Below are 17,540 nucleotides of genomic sequence, written 5' to 3'. Positions count from 1 at the left end.
GAAGGATGCGGGGCTGGAGGATTTCTTCCTCCAGCCCTTTTTCATTCCACCTCCGCGGGTGGCTCTGACTGCGCCTGGGCCCGCGGCGTCGGAACCGGCGGCACCCAAGGCCGGTCCCCCCGCGCCGCGCGGTCCGACAGGATGATGGCACCGTCGCGGGCGAGCCAGATCGCATGGGCCCCATCCCGCCAGACCGAGAAGCGGTCCACCCGCGGCGTCTCACGGCAGCGGCCGCGGATCGGTTCCAACGAGATCATCACCGCTGCCTGGCCGCAGCCCGTCTCGGCCAGCACCGGCGGAGGTGGCGGAGCCGGTCCGCGGCGCGGCCTCGGCGCCTCGCGCGGTGGCTGGCGCAGCAGGATGGCAGCCGGACCCGTGTCCCGCGGCCGAAGTAGGCAGGAGAGCGCGCCACAGGCCGCGCCCGGCACCTCGCCCTCGCGCGGCAGGACGGTTGCGTTGTCCTCCCCCCAACTTCGCAGCCACGATTCGCGAGTGATGCGATTAGCGCCGGATGTCCGCTCCGACAGCACGCCAGCCGGGCTCGCCATGGCAAGCATCCGCCCATCGGCTGCGACGAGGATGTCCGGCGGCGTGGTCACGAGGCCGGAAAGCAGGCCCGCCGCCATCACCGGCACTCCCGCCCAGCGCCATGGCAGCTTCCACAGACATAACCAGAGCAGCCCAAAGGTGAAGACTGCCAGTCCCCAGGCGGGGATCGGCGGCGCGGCCATGGCTGCGCCGGGCCAGGCCGCGACGATCCGGCCGGTCAGCAGCGTGCCGTCAACGCCCCAGCCCATCACGGCCAGGGCCGGCGCCTCAAGCCCGAGCGGCATGAGGAGGGCCGCAAGCAACCCCGCTGGCATCACCACGAACGAGGTGAGCGGCACGGCAATGGCGTTGGCCACCACGCCGTAGAGCTGCAGACGGCCGAAATGATGCAGGCCGAAGGGGGTCGTGGCCGCTCCGGCGACGAGAGAGGTGGCGGCCAGCCCGAGCACGACGATTGCCATCCGGCCCACCCATCCGCGCTCCCGCAACGCACGGGTGGGGCCGCGCATCGCCTCTGCGGCGGCGATGAGGGCCAGCACGGCCGCAAAGGACATTTGGAACGAGGCGCCGATCAGCGCCGCCGGGTTCGCCACCAGCACGAGCCCCGCCGCCAGCGCGAGCGCGCGGGGCGACAAGGCGCGGCGGCCGGTGAGCAGAGCCAGCGTGGCGAGCGCCGCCATCGCGAAGGAGCGCACCATCGGCACGCCTGAGCCGGTGAGGAGCGTGTAAGCCCCACCGAGCACGAGCCCCAACACCGCCGCCACAATCTTGGAATCGATACGCAGCGCCATCCAGGGGATCGCCGCGATGACCGCTCGTAAGGTGACGAAGCCGATCCCGATAACGATGGCGACGTGAAGACCAGAGACGGAAAGAAGATGTGCCAGGCCTGAGTCCCGCAGCGCCGTCAGATCCTCCGCGGGAATGGCGGATTGCGAGCCGGTGAGCAGGGCCGAGGCCACGGCCCCGGTTCCGCCAGGCAGGGCGGCGGTAACGCGGGCCTCGATGGCCGCTCGCAGCCCGGCGAAGACGGGCACTTCGCCGCCGGACTGCAGGATGGCTGGATTCAGCGCAAAGCCTGAGCCTGCCAGCCCTGAGAAATACGCGTTCCGCTGCAGATCGAAGGCGCCAGGGAAGGCCGGGGGCATCGGCGGGCGGACCAGGGCGCGGACAGTGATGGTGTCGCCCGGAACCGGCCGGGCTGGGTCATTCGCGCGTAGGCGGATGCGAAGCTGCCGTTCCAGCGGAGCGCGCTCATCCAGGCGCGCGGCGTCGAGAGTGACGCGCCGGCCTTCCGGAAGCAGGTCCACCGTCGCGACCGTCCCCGAGACGACGGTGGCAGTCCGTGGGAGGTCCGGGACAGGTGGCGCGGCGCGTGCGTGGAACAGGACGGTGGCGAAGCCCAGCACGGCGGCACCGGTCAGTGCCAGGGCGGCACCGGCGAAGGGGTTCCGGGCCCGCAACAGCAGAGCAAGGGCGAGTAAGGGCCAGGGAAGCGTCAGCCAGCCAGGGCCGGGTTCGGCATGAAGGCCGAAATAGGCCAGCACTCCCGCCCCCATCGCCACAGGCAACCAGAGCGGCCAACGGTCCCATTCGGCAGCGACCCAGCCCATCGCGCGGTCGGCGAGCGGGAGCGGTGGAGCGGCGGGTAAAACCGGGGCGGCGTGGGCTGACATGGCCGGACAACACCTTACCGCATCGGTCACGGGTGCGTGAGGGGTCAACAGCCTGTCCGGGCGGTGTTAAGGGGCGGGCATGACCGTCCGCACACGCTTCGCCCCCTCCCCCACCGGCTACCTGCATATTGGCGGGGCGCGGACGGCGCTCTTCAACTTCCTCTTTGCCCGACATCAAGGTGGGCAATACCTGCTGCGGATCGAAGACACGGATCGGGCGCGCAGCACGCCGGAAGCGGTGCAGCAGATCCTTGAGAGCTTGGATTGGCTCGGCCTGGCACCCGATGAGCCGGCGGTCATGCAGACCTCGCGCGAAGCGCGGCATGCCGAAGTGGCGCGCGCGCTTCTGGGAAAGGGCGCCGCCTATCTCGCCTATGACACCGCCGAAGAGCTGGTCGCAATGCGTGAGCGGGCCCAAGCGGAGGGCCGACCGCCACGCTATGACGGGGGCTGGCGCGACCGCGACCCCGCCGAGGCGCCGGCCGGCATCGCACCGGTGATCCGCATCAAGGCACCGCGCGAGGGCGAATCCGTGGTGCGGGACCTCGTCCAGGGCGAGGTGCGCGTTCAGAACAGCGAGCTGGACGACATGATCATCCTGCGCTCGGACGGCACGCCGACCTATCTGCACGCCGTCGTCGTGGACGACCATGACATGGAAATCACCCATGTCATCCGCGGCGACGACCACCTGACCAACACCTTCCGGCAGTGCATGGTCTATGACGCCATGGGCTGGGCGCGGCCCGAATTCGCGCATATCCCGCTAATCCACGGCGCCGACGGCGCGAAGCTGTCCAAGCGCCATGGCGCGGTGAGCGCACTGGAGTTCCGCGACCAGGGCTTCCTGCCCGAGGCGGTGTGCAACTACCTCCTGCGACTCGGCTGGGGCCATGGCGACGAGGAGTTCGTGCCGCGCGAGCGGGCGATCGAACTGTTCGAGCTGAAGGATGTCGGCCGTGCCGCGTCACGGATGGACTACGCAAAGCTTTCGCACCTGAACGGCCAGTACCTGCGCGCCGCCGAACCCGCGGCCCTGCTGCCGCATGTTCTGGCGCGTCTCGGCGAGGCTGGCCCCGTGCAGCAGGCCCGCGTCGCCGCGCTGATCCCGGACTTGCAGCCGCGCGCCCGCACCCTGGTCGATATGGCCGAGGGCGCCCGCTTCGCCCTGGCGGAACGCCCGCTGAAATACGAACCCAAGGCCTCCGAGGCGCTGGACCATCCGGATGTCCGCGACCGCCTCGCCCGCCTCTCACAGGCGCTATCCGAAACTGCATCGGCAGGCTGGGACCGTGGGGCGCTCGATGCCGCCCTGCGCAGCTTTGCCGAGACGGAAGGCGTCAAGCTGGGCCAGGTTGCCCAGCCGCTCCGCGCGGCACTGACCGGCAGCCTCCAGTCGCCGCCGATCGACGCCGTGCTGGTGGCGCTGGGCCGGGAGGAGAGCCTCGCCCGCATCGGCGACGCAGCCGAGGGCATCACCCTCGTGGGTGGCTGAGGCCTAGCCCGCTCGCACCTCCGCGACAAAGCTGGCGACGGTGCCGTTCAGCCGCTCGGCCTGCTGCGAGAGGTCCGAAGCGGCGGAGAGCACCTGCCCCGCCGCATCGCCGGTCTGGGCCGAGGCCTGACTGACATCGGCGATGTTAGCGGTCACTGCCTCGGTCGCGCGCGCTGTGTCCTGCACCGTGCGGGCGATCTCGCTGGTGGCCGCGCTCTGCTCCTCCACCGCGGCCGCGATCGCCACCGCGATGCCACTCACCTCCTCGATCCGGCGCCCGATTCCGCCGATGGCGACCACCGCCTGGTCGGTCGCTGACTGGATCTGGGTAATCTGCGCGCCGATTTCCTCGGTCGCCTTGGCGGTCTGAGATGCGAGCGACTTCACCTCGCTCGCCACCACGGCAAAGCCCCTGCCCGCCTCACCGGCGCGCGCCGCCTCGATCGTCGCGTTCAGCGCCAGAAGATTGGTCTGGCCGGCAATGTCACTGATCAGGCGCACCACATCGCCGATTCGCGCCGCGCCCTCGGCCAGCGTCTGCACCGTGGCGTCCGTGCGCCTAGCATCCTCCACCGCCTGTCCCGCTACGGTTGTTGCCTGGCTCACCTGCCGGCTGATCTCACCGATCGAGGCGCTGAGCTGCTCGGCGGCGGCGGCCACCGCCTGCATGCCGTTGCTCGCCTCGCCCGCAGCGGAGAACACCCGCCCGGCCTGGGCACTCGCACCTTCGGCGGTGCCGCTCATGCCGCGTGCCGTTGCTTCGAGTTCGGTGGAGGAGGCAGAGAGGGTCTTGACCATCTCCCCTGCCCGGCCCTGGAAGCCGCGCACCAGCCCGTCCAGCCGCGTGGCGCGTGCGTCTCGCGCTTCCCGTTCGGCCTGCGCCTCGGCCTCTAGCCGGCGCTGCGCCACCGAGTTGGTCCGGAGCACCTCAATCGCGCCGGCCATCTCGCCCACCTCGTCGGCACGGCCGCGATGCGGGACCGCAATATCCAGCTCGCCCGATGCAATCCGACCGACATTGCCGGTCAGTTCGCGAACCGGGGTGACGAGGCGCCGCAGTAGAAGGGCGATCCCGCCCGCGGCCATGAGCAGTGCAAGGGCCGCGAGGGTGAGGCTGCTGATCAGGCGCGTACGGGCCGTCACTGCGGCGGAGTCTCCCTGGGCCACCGCAGCGTCGAGCGCGGCGTCCCGCATTGGGAGAACGGTAAGTAGAGCCTGGACGGTCCAGCGCGCGTAATCCGGACCGCTGGTCGGCCAAGCCGGCGCACCCGGTTTGCCGAACCCTGCCAATGCCGCATCGACATAGCCTCGGTACCGCGGCTCCGTCGTCTGGATCAGCTCGGACCGGGCTGTTTCCACCACCCGCAGCACCCCGGCTTCCCCCTGCCCTTCCGCCATGCGGCGCGCATTCTCGAGCGACATTTCGATCCGCCCGTTCAGGCGCATGCCGGTGGACAGGCTAGCGGGCGTCACCGGCTGGCCGGCCAACCAAGCATTGATGATCAGGCTCCGAGCCCCGAGTTCGGACCGCAACGACATTGCCTGCCGTGCGATCTCCACTAGTTGGGCGACTGCCGGCGCAGAATGGCCGATGCGCTTTTCCGCCTCGTGCGCAACCGCTTCCAACCCCTCCAGCACCTCCGCGCGGCCGGTCATCATGTCGGAGACGAGCTTCAGGTCTCCCTCCCGAACGCCCCGCGCCAGCAACTCGGCCACACGTCGCCGCATGTCGTTGAGGCTCGCGGCCGACTGATCAATCCGGGAGGGGTCCAGCCCCTCGGAGACTACGTCGCGGCGCATTCGGTCCAGCAGCGCATCCGTCGTCTGTCGGCCAGCCTGCAGGTCAGCGGCATCGGCCGTGCCGTTACGCGCGGCGGCACTAAGCAACCCACTCTCGGCAGCCACCGCGGTCAGGCCGCGCATGGTGCCGCTCAGCACGCGGGTGGACAGGGTCGCGCGTTCTGCCCTCTCCCAGTTAGTCCAGGCCTGCCAGGAGCTCCATCCCGTGCCGATGAGGCCGGGGATGGCGACCGCGACTACGCTGGCGAGCAAAAGGGTGCGGACGCGCATGGGGTTCTCCGTAAGAGAGCCCCAGTGTCGCGCACCCGGATTACGCGCTCGTGAACGGCCGGACTAACCGCGCGGAAGGATGCGGCAGGCAGCCGCGGTCGCGCGGGCCAAGGTAATCAGGCGGCGGGCGGCCACCGCGCCAGTGGCGGCCTCGCCCACCACATGGCCAACCAGCGGGTTGCTGACGACGGCGCGCACGGCTGTGTCGGTGGCCACCTCCGTCGCCGCGACCGTCGCGGCATCGAAGGCGGCGCGGCGCAGCAGCGACGCGGTGGCGGCAATGCCAGGCCGCATCCCGTGCAGCGTGGCAACCTGCCGGACCAACCGCAGCCCGCGCCAACCCACCACCAGGGCATCGAGCGAGGGGGACGGGCTGATGGCGGTCGCAGCGAAGCCTTGCAGCGCCGCGAGCCGCCCAAGGCTGCGGGATTCGGCATCCAGCGCCGCCAACGGCCCGCTTTCCAGCAGGGCACGGAGGGCGTGCAGGTCGGGCGCCTCGCGCAGGGCCGGGAGAGCCGGCGCCGCCAACGGGATCGGCGCTGCCCAAGCCAGCACATGCGTCTTGGCCGCACGCAGGTCGCCACGGGCGAAGGCGGCGCGGGCGGCATCGACCTCGTGCAGGAGAAACAGCGCCCGGAACTCCCGCACGATCGCCCATGCGATGGTTCCGAACCCGGCCAGCGCGATGCAGAGGGTAAGCCAGCCGAGCGGGGCGGAGCGGTTGAACTGCTCGGCCACATAGTTGCCGGCCGCGAGCACGGCAAAGCCTGCCAGCAGGGTGGAAAGGCCGATCGCCAGCAGGGAGAGGGTGGAGAAGCCGCCTGAGGGCAAGATCACAGGCTCGGTTCCCTCCGCCCAGTCGAGGTCGACCCGCGCGGGGCCAGCCTCTTCTTCCAGCAGGATGCGGGGCGGGCGGGGGACGGTCTCGCTCATGGGCTGGCCATATGGCCCGCCGCCCGGCGGATTACAGCGCGCTCGGCGCTGTGGTCGCTAGAGAGCGTCGCCCAGGAGCGTGGAGAGAAGCGTATCGAGCTCCAGATGCGGGACGCCACCGGCCCCATTCGCGTCCAGCACCGGCGGGCGGAAGACGGGCATGCGGAAGTACGAGGCGTTCCAGAAGCTCTCCGGCGGGCGGCGGGCGGGAACCATGCCGGGATCCACCGTCGCCCAGCGCCCGTTCTCCAGCAGGATGCCGCGGACGGCCGGGGACGGACGGCCCTCATGCGCCGCCGTCGCCTCCTGGGTGCAGCGAATGGAGGCAACGGCGTGGACGGAAACCGCAGCGCCCGAGATCTCGGCGCGGCGACGAGGTGCATCAACCAGGTCGGCGAGAAGGGAAGCCAGGCTGTCGCGGCTTACCTCCGGCACATGGTCGGACTTCGTGGCCGCGAAAGCGACGCGGGAGATGCCCGCGCCCGTCAGCAGGTCCAGCCAGCCACGGCCGTAGCGGAGGGTGGCCGAGATGGCCGAGAGCGCCTCGGCAGTGTCCTCAAAGGCCTCTCGCCCGGCATGGAGGGCGCCGAGCACGTCCACCAGCACCACCTGCCGATCGAAGCGGCGGAAGACGGGGGCAAGGAAGCGGTCGCGCTGGTCGTGCAGATAGGCTTCGTGGCGACGGGCCAGCAGCCCGCCAAGGGGAGAGTTGCGCGCGGATTCCGGGAGCGGGAAGAACCACAGCAGCGGCGCGTCGCCGGACGGGCCGGGATTCAGGAACCGGCCGGGCTGCAGGAAGCGCAACCCCAGCTCGTCCCGGGCGAACAGCAGGAACTGACGGTACAGCGCATGGCCCCGGCGGGCGAGAGAGTCCTCGGCCGGCGCGTTGACGGGCAGCGCGCGGGCAAAAGCAAGGAACTCGGCGGCCGGAGCCGCGCGGATTCCTTTCGAGATCCGCACCAGGGTCTCCTCCGACCACTGTGAGAAATCCTGGGCGAACATGGGGAGGTCCAGCAGCCACTCGCCAGGATAGTCGAGCAGGTCGAGTGTCACCTCCCGGTCTGGCAGAAACTGGCCGTAGATGCCCCGCCGCCGCAGTGTGAGCGCGAGGGAGAGGGTGGAGAGGTCTTCCGTCCGCGCGGGCCAGGCGGGCGGGTCGGCGGCGAGCGCGGCCAGATGCGCCTCGGCATCGAAGCGTGGCGTTGCCTCCACTCCGGGCGGGATCGCGCGGGCTGCGCGCAGCCGGCCGGAGGTGGCCTCCAGCGCGCGCAGACTGCGCCGCCCCTGCCCCGCAGCCACGAGATTGGCGACGAGGGAGGTGAGGAACACGGTCTTCCCCGCCCGCGACAGGCCGGTGACGGCCAGCCGCAGATGCTCGCGCCCGGTCAGTGCCAGCGCCGCTTCCGCGCTGCGCCCGGCGACGTCGGTGACCAGGCGGAAGGGATCGGGGATCACGCGCCCTCGCTCAGGCGCGCTGGATCAGCTCGATCTTGTAGCCGTCCGGGTCTTCGACGAAGGCAATGATCGTCGTCCCGAACTTCAGCGGCCCCGCCTCGCGCGTCACCTTGCCGCCCTGGGCCTTGATCCGCTCGCAGGCGGCGTAGGCATCCGGCACGGCGATCGCGAGATGGCCGAAGGCAGTGCCCATCTCGTACTTGTCCACTCCGTAGTTGTAGGTGAGCTCGATCTCGCCCTCGCCGGCCGCGTTGCCGCCATAGCCGAGGAAGGCCAGCGTGTACTTGCCCTCGGGCACGTCGTTCCGGCGCAGCTCCCGCATGCCGAACATCGTCGTGTAGAAGGCGATGCTGCGCTCCAGGTCGCCGACCCGGATCATGGTGTGGAGGAACTTGCCCTTCGGGGTATCGCTCATGTCGCGGCTCCTGTTGTCGCCGGCCCCACATGGTCATCAGGACGGATCGCGAGAAGGAATAGTCCGGCGGAATCCGCCGTCGTGATCATCCTTTCCCGATCCATCAGCAGCGCGCCCTCTGCCTCGAAGGCGATTCCCGACAATCCGGCCGCGATCGCGCCCTCTACCGTACGCAGGCCAAGGGTGGGCATATCCACCTCACGGTCCTGGCCGGGCTTCACCAGCTTCACCAGCACGCCGCCAGGCCCTTCGCGCCTGAGGTCGCGCGCGCGGGCTAGCATGGCGTCCGTCCCTTCGATCGCCTCCACGGCGAGCACTAGGCCCTGCTGCACCACGGTCCCCTGCCCCACATCGGCTCTCCCCAGCGCGCGGACGACCGCGATCCCGCGGGCGATATCGGCCATCCCGCCGGCATCCGGCGCGGCGCGGGTAAGAAGCCCGGCCGGGCACTGCGCGTCGGCGAGGAACTTGGTAGGCCCGATGGGCTCGAAGCCCTCCTCGCGCATGATCTGGCGCACGGCGGAAAGCAGGCTGTCATCGCCGTTGAAGGCGCGCATGCCGATACGGGCGAGGTACTGCGCGCCCTTCGCATCTGGGCGGAGGGAGAGGATGGAAGGCCGGCGGACATTGCCGACAAGGACGAGTTGCCTGGCGCCGGCCGCGCGGACCCAATCCAGCGCCTGGCCGACTGCACCGAGGCGGAAGACCATCGTTTTTTCGCCGACCCAGTCGGCGGGATTGGCGAAGCCATCCAGCAGCACAGCGACGAAGGGGCGGCCCATGGCTCGGCAGGCAGCAGCCACCCGCAACGGCATGGCACCGCCGCCGGCGATGATCGCAACTGGTTCCTGGCTCATCGGCGTCAGGCCGCTTCGGCTTCCGAAGCCTCGTCCGTCTGGCGGCCGGCGCGCATCAGGCCGCGACGGCTCGACCCCTCAATGAAGGCGAGGATTTCGGCCACCTGCGGCTGCTCGCCCTGGTCCTGCGCGACGAGCGCGATGCGCGCATCGAAGGTGCCGCGCCCCAGAAACAGTCCGCGATAGGCCGCGCGAAGCGAGTTGATCGCCTCGCGGCCAAAGCCACGGCGCTTGAGGCCAATAAGGTTCAGACCGATCAGCCGCGCGCGGTTGCCCATGCAGGAACCGAAGGGGATCACGTCCCGCTCCACGCCGCTCATCCCGCCGATCACCGCCTGGCGCCCGATGCGGACGGACTGGTGAATGGCCGTGCCACCGCCGACGAAGACGTTGTCGCCGATATGCACATGCCCGCCGAGCATGACGTTGTTGGCGAGGATCACCTTGTCCGCGAGCTGGCAGTCGTGGCCGACATGGGCGACGCACATTATCAGGCAGTCCGAGCCCACGCGCGTGATGCCCTCGCCTCCCACGCTCCCACGATGCACCGTCGCGTGCTCGCGAATGATGCTGCGGGCACCGACAATGACGCTGGTCGGCTCACCCTTGTACTTCAGGTCCTGCGGCGGCAGCCCGACCGACGCGAAGGGCAGCACCTGCACACCCTCGGCGAGATGGGTGATACCGTCGATCACGGCATGGGCGCCGATCTGCACACCATCATCCAGCACGCATTGCGCGCCAACCGTCGCATAGGGGCCGATGACCGCGCTGGCCGCGATGCGCGCGCCCTCGGCGACGATCGCGGTGGGATGGATCTCGGGCACGTCTAGCCGTCCAGGATCATGGCGGCGTAGGTCGCTTCGGCCACCACGACACCGTCGACCTTCGCCTCGGCGGAGAACTTCCAGACGTTTCCGCGCTGGCGTTCCTTCTTCACATGCACGCGCATCTGGTCGCCGGGCACGACGGGCTTGCGGAACTTCGCGCCCTCGACGGACATGAAATACACCAGCTTGCCACGGGCCTCCGGCCCCAGCGTCTCGACAACCAGCACCCCCGCGGTCTGCGCCATGCTCTCGATGATCATGACACCTGGAAAGACGGGGTGCCGGGGGAAGTGGCCCTGAAAGACATGCTCGTTGATCGAGACGTTCTTGATGCCCACCGCGCTCTCGTTGAGGACGAGATCGACCACGCGGTCCACCAGAAGGAAGGGGAAGCGATGCGGGATCGCCTCCATGATGCGCGCGATGTCGAGGGTCGTCCGGGCCGCGCCCGCGCCCCTGGGCGCCTCCGCGGCCCCGGTTGTCATCGCCGCCTGTCCTTCGCCGTCCGCCATGTTCAATCGCTCGTTTTCATGGGCGCCGGTCTCGGCGCATCCGTTCCTTTGTCCCGCGCGGCCGCCTTCGACTGGCCCAGCTTGCGCAGGGCAGCGAAGCCACGCATCGCGTCGCGTACGGGAATGGCGGGGCTGCCCACCACGTCCTGCCCGGCCGGCACATCCGCCATGACGCCTGCCTGGGCCCCGATCCGCGCGTTCGCGCCGATGCTTAGATGCCCCGCAACGCCTGCCTGCCCTGCCACCACGACGAAATCGCCGAGGGTGGTGGAGCCGGAGATGCCCGCCTGCGCCACGATGATACAGCCGCGCCCGGTGGAGACGTTGTGCCCCAGCATGGCTAGGTTATCCAGCCGGGTCCCGGGCCCGATCACGGTGTCGTTCCCGGACCCGCGGTCAATGCAGGCATTGGCGCCCACCTCCACCCCATCGCCCAGCACCACACGGCCGAGCTGCGGGACAGTGACGTGCTCGCCCCGGGCTGTGCTGGCGAAACCGAAGCCCTCGCTGCCGATCCGCGAGCCCGGATTGAGAGTCACACGGTCGCCTGCAAGGCAGTGCGTGGCCGTGACGTGGGACAGAATGCGGCACTCCGCGCCAAAAACGGAGTTCGGGCCAATATGCGCGTGCGGCCCCACGATGCAGCGCGGGCCGAGCACGACGCCGGCCCCAAGGACCGCATAAGCACCGATCTCGCAGCCCTCGCCGATGACGGCGCCTTCACCCACCACCGCGGTGGGATGAACTGTGCCATCTGCTTGGTGGGGCGGGTGCAGCAGCGCCGCGATCCGCGCAAAGGCAAGGACCGGCTGCGGGGAGATGAGCGCCACCATGCCAGCCGGTACGGCATGCGCGTTCTCGGCCGCCAGCACCACAGCGCCCGCCTGGCTCTCGCGCAGGGTGGGGAGCCAGCGGCGCGCATCGAGGAAGGACACCTCCGAAGGCCCGGCAGCCTCAAGGGAGGCGACGCCGCGGAAGGCGCGGTCGCCGTCCCCGTCCGGCACCGCCAGCCCGGCCGCTTCCGCGAGCCGGGAAAGCGGCAGAGGACCGGCATAGGCGTGGAAGCGGGGATCCGCCGCCACGGCTTAGCGGCGTTGCTGCGGCTGCGCCGGGGGCTGCTGCGGCGGCCTCTGGCCCTGGGGCGATGCCCCGGGCTGGCCCGCTGCCGGCGCGGCCGGAGCCTGGCCCTCGGGCGGAAGGGACACGTTGCGCAGCACGCGGTTCACCTGCTGGCTGATCTCGTCCGTCAGGTCGAAAGGCGCATCGTTGAAGATGACCAGCGGGCGCGGCAGGACGAGGTTCACGTTGCGGCTGGCAGCCACTTGGCGAATGACCACGGCGAGCGCCTGCTCGATCTCCTGCAGGGCGCCCTGCGCCACCTGCTCAATGGCGCGCGAGCGATCGCGGAAAACGCGCTGGCTGTCGGTGATGCGCTCCTGCAGCTCCCGCTCCTTCTGGCGAAGCTGCTCAGGGTTCATCGTCGCGCGCTGGTTGGCCAGCGCCTGCTGCTCCTCGCGCCAGCGGGTCTGCTCCCGCTGCAGGTCGTCATTCAGGCGCTGACGGCGCTTCTCGATCTCTTCGCGCACGGAGTTGAAGGCCGTGGAGTTCCGCTGGATCTCCGGCACGTCGACAATGCCGACCACTGCCGCCGGCGGCGGCTGCCCGGGCGGCAGGGGGGCCGGATTCGGTCCGGTCGGGCGCTGCGCCTGCTGCGGCGGGCGCTGAGGCTGCTGCGCCGGGCGGGCGGGTGTCTGCGCGGGCCGGGCGGCACCGCCCCCCTGCTGGGGCGGAATGAAGAAGCCGGGATCGGACTGCGCGACAGCGGAGCCAGCCGACAAGGCGGGGATGAGCAGCGCCGCAAGGGCGGCGAGCGCGGGACGCGCGGGCATCATGCGAACTCCAGTCTCATTCGTTCTTAGAACCGCGTGCCGAAGCCGAAGCGGAAGAACTGCGTCTCGTCGTATCGCTTCTTAACCACGGCCTGCGCGAAGTCGAGGTTGATCAGCCCGAAGGGGCTGCGCCACGACACGCCGAGGCCGCTGCCGACGCGCGGGGAGGACTCGTCGGCAATCCTCTCGCCAGCAGCCGGTGAGGAGGAGCCGCTCAGGCCGCCGATGTCGACGAAGGCGCGACCGGTGATGCCGATCTCATCGGGAATAGGAAGCGGGAAGCGGAACTCGGTGGTCTGCGTGTAAAGGAATCGGCCACCAAGGCTGTCGCGCGCGCTGCCCGCGCTGATATCGCGCGGGCCGGCGCCAGCGGTCTGGAAGCCGCGCAGGTTCTCACCACCAAGAAAGAAGCGGTCAACGATTCGCTCGTCCTTGCCGCCGAAGGGCTCGAGGATGCCGACCGAACCCTGGATCGCGAGGACAAAGTTGGGGTCACCCAACGTCCGCTCGAACGGGACGTAGTAGGCACCATCCAGGCGGCCGCGGAAGTAACTGACGTCACCGCCGAGGCCTGCGATGTCTGTTCCCACGCGAACAAGGTAGCCGCTGTGGGGATCAAGGCGGCTATCACGGCGGTCATAGGTGAGAGTTTGCCCGATCTGCGAGAGGAGGGTCTCACCCTGCTGCTCACGAATGTACCGGGAAGCATCACGATTCACGTTGTTGATGTTGCGGTTCGAGAGCGTGTAGGCCCAGGACTGCCGCAAATACTCGTTGAACTCGTAGCCTGCACGCAGCGAGAAGCCGTAGCGGCGCTCCTCGTAGGACGCGTAATCGCGCAGGTTGCGATTGATGTAGAAGACGTCCGCGCCGACCGCGAGATTGCGGTCAAGGAAGGACGGGTCGGTGACCGACAGGTCGAGCTGGCTGCGCCGCTGGGCGATAACGCCGTTGATGCGCGCATCGATGCCGGTGCCGAGCAGGTTGCGCTCGCGCAGGCCGATATCGGCGAGCGCACCGGCGTCTGTGGAGTAGCCACCGCCGATCGAGACCTCGCCCGTCGCGCGCTCGGTCACGTTCGCGCCCAGCACCACACGGTCGGGCGTGGATCCGGGAGTGGTCGAGATGGTGGCGTCGGTGAAGTAGCCGAGGTCACGGATGCGCTGGCGCGAGCGGCGGACGAGCGCCGCGTTGAAGGCATCGCCCTCGGCGAGGCGGAACTCGCGCCGAACAACGCGATCCTGGGTGCGGACATTGCCCGTCACGTCGATGCGCTCGACGTAGAGACGGTTGCCCTCCTTCGCCTCGAAGGTGATGTCGACCGTGCCGGCCTCGGTGTTGCGCACGATGCGCGGGGTCACCTCGACGAAGGGCGCGCCCAGCTGGTTCGCCCGATCCGACAGCGCCTCGGAAATGCGCTCGACCGCCTCGCCGTCATACCAATCACCCGACGAGATATCGACCCGGTTGCGCAGCTGGTCGGCGGTGACATTGCGTAGCGCAGAGGTCGTCTCGATCTTGCCGAGGCGATAACGCCGGCCCTCGTTGATCGTGTAGGTGACGAAGAAGCCGGAGCGATCCGGCGCCAGCTCGGCCGTGCTCGCCGTGACGTTCACGTCGGCATAGCCCTGGCGCAGGTAGTAGCGGCGCAGCAACTCGCGGTCGAAGTTCAGGCGCTCAGGCTCGTAGGTGTCGCTCGAACTGAAGGGGCGGTACCAGGCGGCCTCGCGAGTCGCAACGATCTCCTTCAGGCGGCTATCCGAAACAGAACGGTTGCCAACAAAGTTGATGCGGCTGATCAGCGCCACTTCGCCCTCGTTGACCTCGTACACGACGTCGACGCGGTTCTGGTCGAGCTGGATGATCTTCGGCTCGACGGTTGCCGAGAGCCGGCCGCGGCGCGCGTAGATCTCGAGCAGCCGAGCGCGGTCCGCCTGGGCGGCCTGGCTGGTGAAGACCGAGCGGCTGCGGAGCTGCGTCTCGTTGCGGAGGACGTCGTCGCTCAGCTTGCTGTTGCCCTCAAAGGCAACGCGGCTGACGATCGGGTTCTCCTCCACCTGGACCACGATCCGCTCACCCTGCCGAGCGACACGCACGTCGCGGAACAGGCCGGTGGCGAAAAGCGTACGAAGGGAACGGTCGAGCCGGTCCTCCTCAAACGCATCCCCGGGCTGGAGGAGCATGTAGGAGCGGATGGTGTCCGCCTCGATGCGCTGGTTTCCCTGCACATCGATGGCCTGGACGGTGCCGGAAGCCGGGCGCGGCGCAGGACGACCCTGTGGTGCGGCGCGGCGCGCGGGATTCGGGCCCTGCGCCTCAGCGACCGAGGCCGCGGCAATGGGAACGAGGCAGGTGGCGGCCAGCAGAAGGGCCCGGGAGAAAGGCGAGGCGTGCAAGGCTTGTTCCTGTGCCGGCTGTTCCGGTTCGCGGGGCCGCAACCTAACCGCAAGGGCGGCATGTTGCCACCCCCGCGAAGGTTTCGACGCTAAAGGAATAATGAAGGCCGGAAAATCGGTCGCGTCAGCCGAACAGGCCGTGCACCCAGCGGAACAGGCCGAAGCTCGAGAGGTCATTCCAGGTGGCAAAGACAAAGAGCGTGGCCAGCACCGCCATACCCGCTCGGAACCCGTACTCGACCGCCCGTGCCGGCAGGGGACGGCCCCGGATCGCCTCCAGCGCATAAAACACAAGGTGCCCACCATCCAGCACCGGGATCGGGAACAGATTGATCAGAGCTAGATTCACCGAGAGAATCGCCATGAAGCTGACGAGGTTGGCAAAGCCCAGGCTGGCCACCTGGCCCGAGAGTTGGGCGATGCGGAGCGGTCCGCCCAGTTCCTCCGTCCCGCGCTGGCCGGTGATCATCTGCCAGATGCCCCCGAGCGTCTGGACCGTGACCTCGCCCGTATAGGTAATGCCTCCCCAAATGGCGGAGAGTGGGTCCGTCCGCTCGTAGGTCGCACCGCCACCGCCAACGCCAAGCATGCCAACCGGCGCAGCGCCCTCCGCCGCGCCCGGGCGGGCGGAAGGAGTGGCAGTGACGGTCAGCTCCTGACCTTCGCGTTGCAGACGCAGGCGTACCGGCTGGTTTGCGCGAGGCTGGATATGAGCCTGCACCTGCTCGAATCGCGTCACGGGCGTGTCGTCCAGCGCCAGGATGCGGTCGCCGGCCTGGATGCCGGCCGCCTGCGCTGCGCCGCCCTCGACCACTGAGGCGACTGTCGTGTTCCCGACGGGCCGGCCCACCGCCATGAACAAGGCGGAAAACAGCACGGCCGCAAGGACGAAGTTCGCGATCGGCCCGGCCGCGACCACGATGGCGCGGTCACCGACCGGCTTGTCGTGGTACCGCGGGCCGCGGGGGTCGTGGGCCGGAGCGACATCCGTCGCGTCCGTGACGTCGCCCGCGCCTTCCTGGCCGTAGAGCTTCACATAGCCGCCCAGAGGCAGCCAGCCGATCTGCCAGTCGGTGCCGCGCTTGTCGGTCCAGGCGGCGATTGGGCGTCCGAAGCCGATGGAGAACTTCTCCACGAAAATGCCGCGCCACCGGGCCGCGGCGTAATGGCCCAGCTCATGGAAGAAAACGAGCACGCCCAGCACGACCACGAAGGCGAGCACGGTGCGGAAGGGGTCGGGGAGGAAATCCACCTTGGTCTCTCTGGCTGGGCCCGTTCTGCGCGGGGGGATTCTTAGGCGGCGAGGCCGGGCTGCCCGGCGATCCGGGCGGCTTCGGCGCGGGCCTCGGCATCGAGGGCCAGCACGGCATCGAGGGTGGTCACCGGTGGGCTGCCCAGCTGCTCCAGCGTCGCCTCGACCACCCTGGCAATGTCCAGGAAGCCAAGCCGCCGCGTCAGGAACCTCTCCACAGCCACCTCATTTGCCGCATTCAGGATGGTGGTGGCCCCCTGCCCCGCCAACAAGGCCTCGCGCGCCAGGCGGAGGGCAGGGAAACGGATCTCGTCAGGAGCGGAGAAGTCCAGGCGGGACAACGCGGCGAGGTCGAGCCGCGGCACATCGGCCTGCATCCGGCTCGGCCATGCCAGGGCATGGGCGATGGGGGTCCGCATATCCGGCGTGCCGAGCTGGGCGAGCAGCGAGCCGTCAGCGTACTGCACCATGCCGTGAACGGCCGATTGCGGGTGGATCAGCACCTCAATCCGTGCGGGCGCCACGGGAAAGAGCCGCGCCGCCTCAATCAACTCCAATCCCTTGTTGAACATGGTGGCGCTATCGATGCTGATTTTGGCGCCCATGGACCAGACGGGGTGCTTTAGCGCGCGCTCCGGGGTTGCTGCCCGCATCTCGGCCTCGCTGGCCGTGCGGAAGGGGCCGCCCGATGCAGTCAGGATGATCCGCTCGATCATCGCGGGGTCACGGGCATCGAGCGCCTGGAAAATGGCGTTGTGCTCGGAATCGACGGGCAGAAGCGTCGCGCCCGCCCCGCGTGCCGCGGCCAGCACGATTTCGCCGGCGCAGACCAACGCCTCCTTGTTCGCCAGCGCCAGCGTTCCGCCACGATTCAAAGCGGCCAGCGTTGCCTTTAGCCCGGCCGCGCCAACAATGGCAGCCATGGTCCAGTCGGCCGGGCGAGCGGCAGCCTCGATGACGGCCTCATCTCCCGCCGCTGACTCGATGCCGGTGCCGGCAAGCGCCTCACGCAGGGCGGGCAGGCCGGCGGGGTCTGCCAGCACAGCAATCCGCGCCCTCAGCCGGCGCGCCAAGTCGGCGAGGCCAGCGACGTCCCGCCCAGCGACCAGTGCCTCCACGGTGAACTCGCCCGGCGGCGCCGCTTCCAGCAGGGCGACGGTGCTGCGGCCGACCGAACCGGTGGCGCCGAGAATGGTGATGCTTTTGGTCAT

The 17,540-nt window shown here is 69.5% G+C and carries 14 protein-coding genes; 1 reads left to right on the top strand and 13 read right to left on the bottom strand.

The features are described 5' to 3' along the window. Positions 1-41 precede the first annotated feature (41 nt). Positions 42-2,225: a ComEC/Rec2 family competence protein gene (locus tag ACVBD7_RS05885; protein WP_458096568.1), complete on the bottom strand. Its 2,184-nt coding sequence runs from the start codon at positions 2,223-2,225 to the stop codon at positions 42-44. Positions 2,226-2,304: 79 nt separating this feature from the next. Between ACVBD7_RS05885 and gltX the strand changes: the two genes are divergently transcribed. Beyond that, complete coding sequence (gene gltX, locus ACVBD7_RS05880; RefSeq protein WP_458096567.1) at positions 2,305-3,720, top strand: glutamate--tRNA ligase; 1,416 nt, start codon at positions 2,305-2,307, stop codon at positions 3,718-3,720. Between the two features lie 3 nt (positions 3,721-3,723). On the opposite strand, the gene ACVBD7_RS05875 is transcribed toward gltX, so the two are convergent. From ACVBD7_RS05875 to dxr, 12 genes are all read right to left on the bottom strand, one after another. After that, positions 3,724-5,790 carry a methyl-accepting chemotaxis protein gene (locus ACVBD7_RS05875; protein ID WP_458096566.1) on the bottom strand — a complete coding sequence of 689 codons (2,067 nt, stop codon included), beginning with the start codon at positions 5,788-5,790 and terminating at the stop codon, positions 3,724-3,726. A gap of 63 nt (positions 5,791-5,853) precedes the next feature. Further along, positions 5,854-6,723, bottom strand: a complete 870-nt coding sequence (locus ACVBD7_RS05870) for a DUF697 domain-containing protein (protein WP_458096565.1) — start codon at positions 6,721-6,723, stop codon at positions 5,854-5,856. Positions 6,724-6,780: 57 nt separating this feature from the next. After that, positions 6,781-8,178 carry a YcjX family protein gene (locus ACVBD7_RS05865; protein WP_458096564.1) on the bottom strand — a complete coding sequence of 466 codons (1,398 nt, stop codon included), beginning with the start codon at positions 8,176-8,178 and terminating at the stop codon, positions 6,781-6,783. Between the two features lie 10 nt (positions 8,179-8,188). Next, a complete protein-coding gene (gene gloA, locus ACVBD7_RS05860) occupies positions 8,189-8,593 on the bottom strand; it encodes a lactoylglutathione lyase (RefSeq protein ID WP_458096563.1) in 405 nt (134 codons plus the stop codon). Beyond that, entirely contained in the window at positions 8,590-9,450 is an 861-nt protein-coding gene (locus ACVBD7_RS05855; protein ID WP_458096562.1) for an LpxI family protein, read from the bottom strand. The genes gloA and ACVBD7_RS05855 overlap by 4 nt, the downstream gene beginning before the upstream one ends. Before the next feature lie 5 nt (positions 9,451-9,455). Next, positions 9,456-10,277: an acyl-ACP--UDP-N-acetylglucosamine O-acyltransferase gene (lpxA, locus tag ACVBD7_RS05850; protein WP_458096561.1), complete on the bottom strand. Its 822-nt coding sequence runs from the start codon at positions 10,275-10,277 to the stop codon at positions 9,456-9,458. Positions 10,278-10,279: 2 nt separating this feature from the next. Then, positions 10,280-10,765, bottom strand: a complete 486-nt coding sequence (gene fabZ, locus ACVBD7_RS05845; protein WP_458096560.1) for a 3-hydroxyacyl-ACP dehydratase FabZ — start codon at positions 10,763-10,765, stop codon at positions 10,280-10,282. Positions 10,766-10,794: 29 nt separating this feature from the next. Continuing rightward, positions 10,795-11,874, bottom strand: coding sequence for a UDP-3-O-(3-hydroxymyristoyl)glucosamine N-acyltransferase (lpxD, locus tag ACVBD7_RS05840; RefSeq protein ID WP_458096559.1), 1,080 nt, complete (start codon positions 11,872-11,874; stop codon positions 10,795-10,797). A 3-nt stretch (positions 11,875-11,877) separates the two neighbouring features. Continuing rightward, on the bottom strand, positions 11,878-12,684 hold the full coding sequence (locus tag ACVBD7_RS05835) for an OmpH family outer membrane protein (protein ID WP_458096558.1): 807 nt from the start codon (positions 12,682-12,684) through the stop codon (positions 11,878-11,880). Positions 12,685-12,707: 23 nt separating this feature from the next. Then, entirely contained in the window at positions 12,708-15,077 is a 2,370-nt protein-coding gene (gene bamA, locus ACVBD7_RS05830) for an outer membrane protein assembly factor BamA (RefSeq protein WP_458096557.1), read from the bottom strand. Between the two features lie 124 nt (positions 15,078-15,201). Next, on the bottom strand, positions 15,202-16,329 hold the full coding sequence (rseP, locus tag ACVBD7_RS05825; protein ID WP_458096556.1) for an RIP metalloprotease RseP: 1,128 nt from the start codon (positions 16,327-16,329) through the stop codon (positions 15,202-15,204). Positions 16,330-16,370: 41 nt separating this feature from the next. Next, the gene (dxr, locus tag ACVBD7_RS05820; RefSeq protein WP_458096555.1) at positions 16,371-17,540 is read right to left on the bottom strand and encodes a 1-deoxy-D-xylulose-5-phosphate reductoisomerase; all 1,170 of its coding nucleotides are present in this window, start codon (positions 17,538-17,540) and stop codon (positions 16,371-16,373) included.

This window comes from Roseomonas sp. WA12 (assembly GCF_054165765.1).
This window is presented reverse-complemented; position numbering and strand designations above follow the sequence as displayed.

Coding starts and splice junctions, on each gene's coding strand:
- ACVBD7_RS05885 (WP_458096568.1), bottom strand. CDS start 2,225: ATGTCAGCCCACGCCGCCCCGGTTTTACCCGCCGCTCCACCGCTCCCG.
- gltX (WP_458096567.1), top strand. CDS start 2,305: ATGACCGTCCGCACACGCTTCGCCCCCTCCCCCACCGGCTACCTGCAT.
- ACVBD7_RS05875 (WP_458096566.1), bottom strand. CDS start 5,790: ATGCGCGTCCGCACCCTTTTGCTCGCCAGCGTAGTCGCGGTCGCCATC.
- ACVBD7_RS05870 (WP_458096565.1), bottom strand. CDS start 6,723: ATGAGCGAGACCGTCCCCCGCCCGCCCCGCATCCTGCTGGAAGAAGAG.
- gloA (WP_458096563.1), bottom strand. CDS start 8,593: ATGAGCGATACCCCGAAGGGCAAGTTCCTCCACACCATGATCCGGGTC.
- ACVBD7_RS05855 (WP_458096562.1), bottom strand. CDS start 9,450: ATGAGCCAGGAACCAGTTGCGATCATCGCCGGCGGCGGTGCCATGCCG.
- fabZ (WP_458096560.1), bottom strand. CDS start 10,765: ATGACAACCGGGGCCGCGGAGGCGCCCAGGGGCGCGGGCGCGGCCCGG.
- ACVBD7_RS05835 (WP_458096558.1), bottom strand. CDS start 12,684: ATGATGCCCGCGCGTCCCGCGCTCGCCGCCCTTGCGGCGCTGCTCATC.
- dxr (WP_458096555.1), bottom strand. CDS start 17,540: ATGACCAAAAGCATCACCATTCTCGGCGCCACCGGTTCGGTCGGCCGC.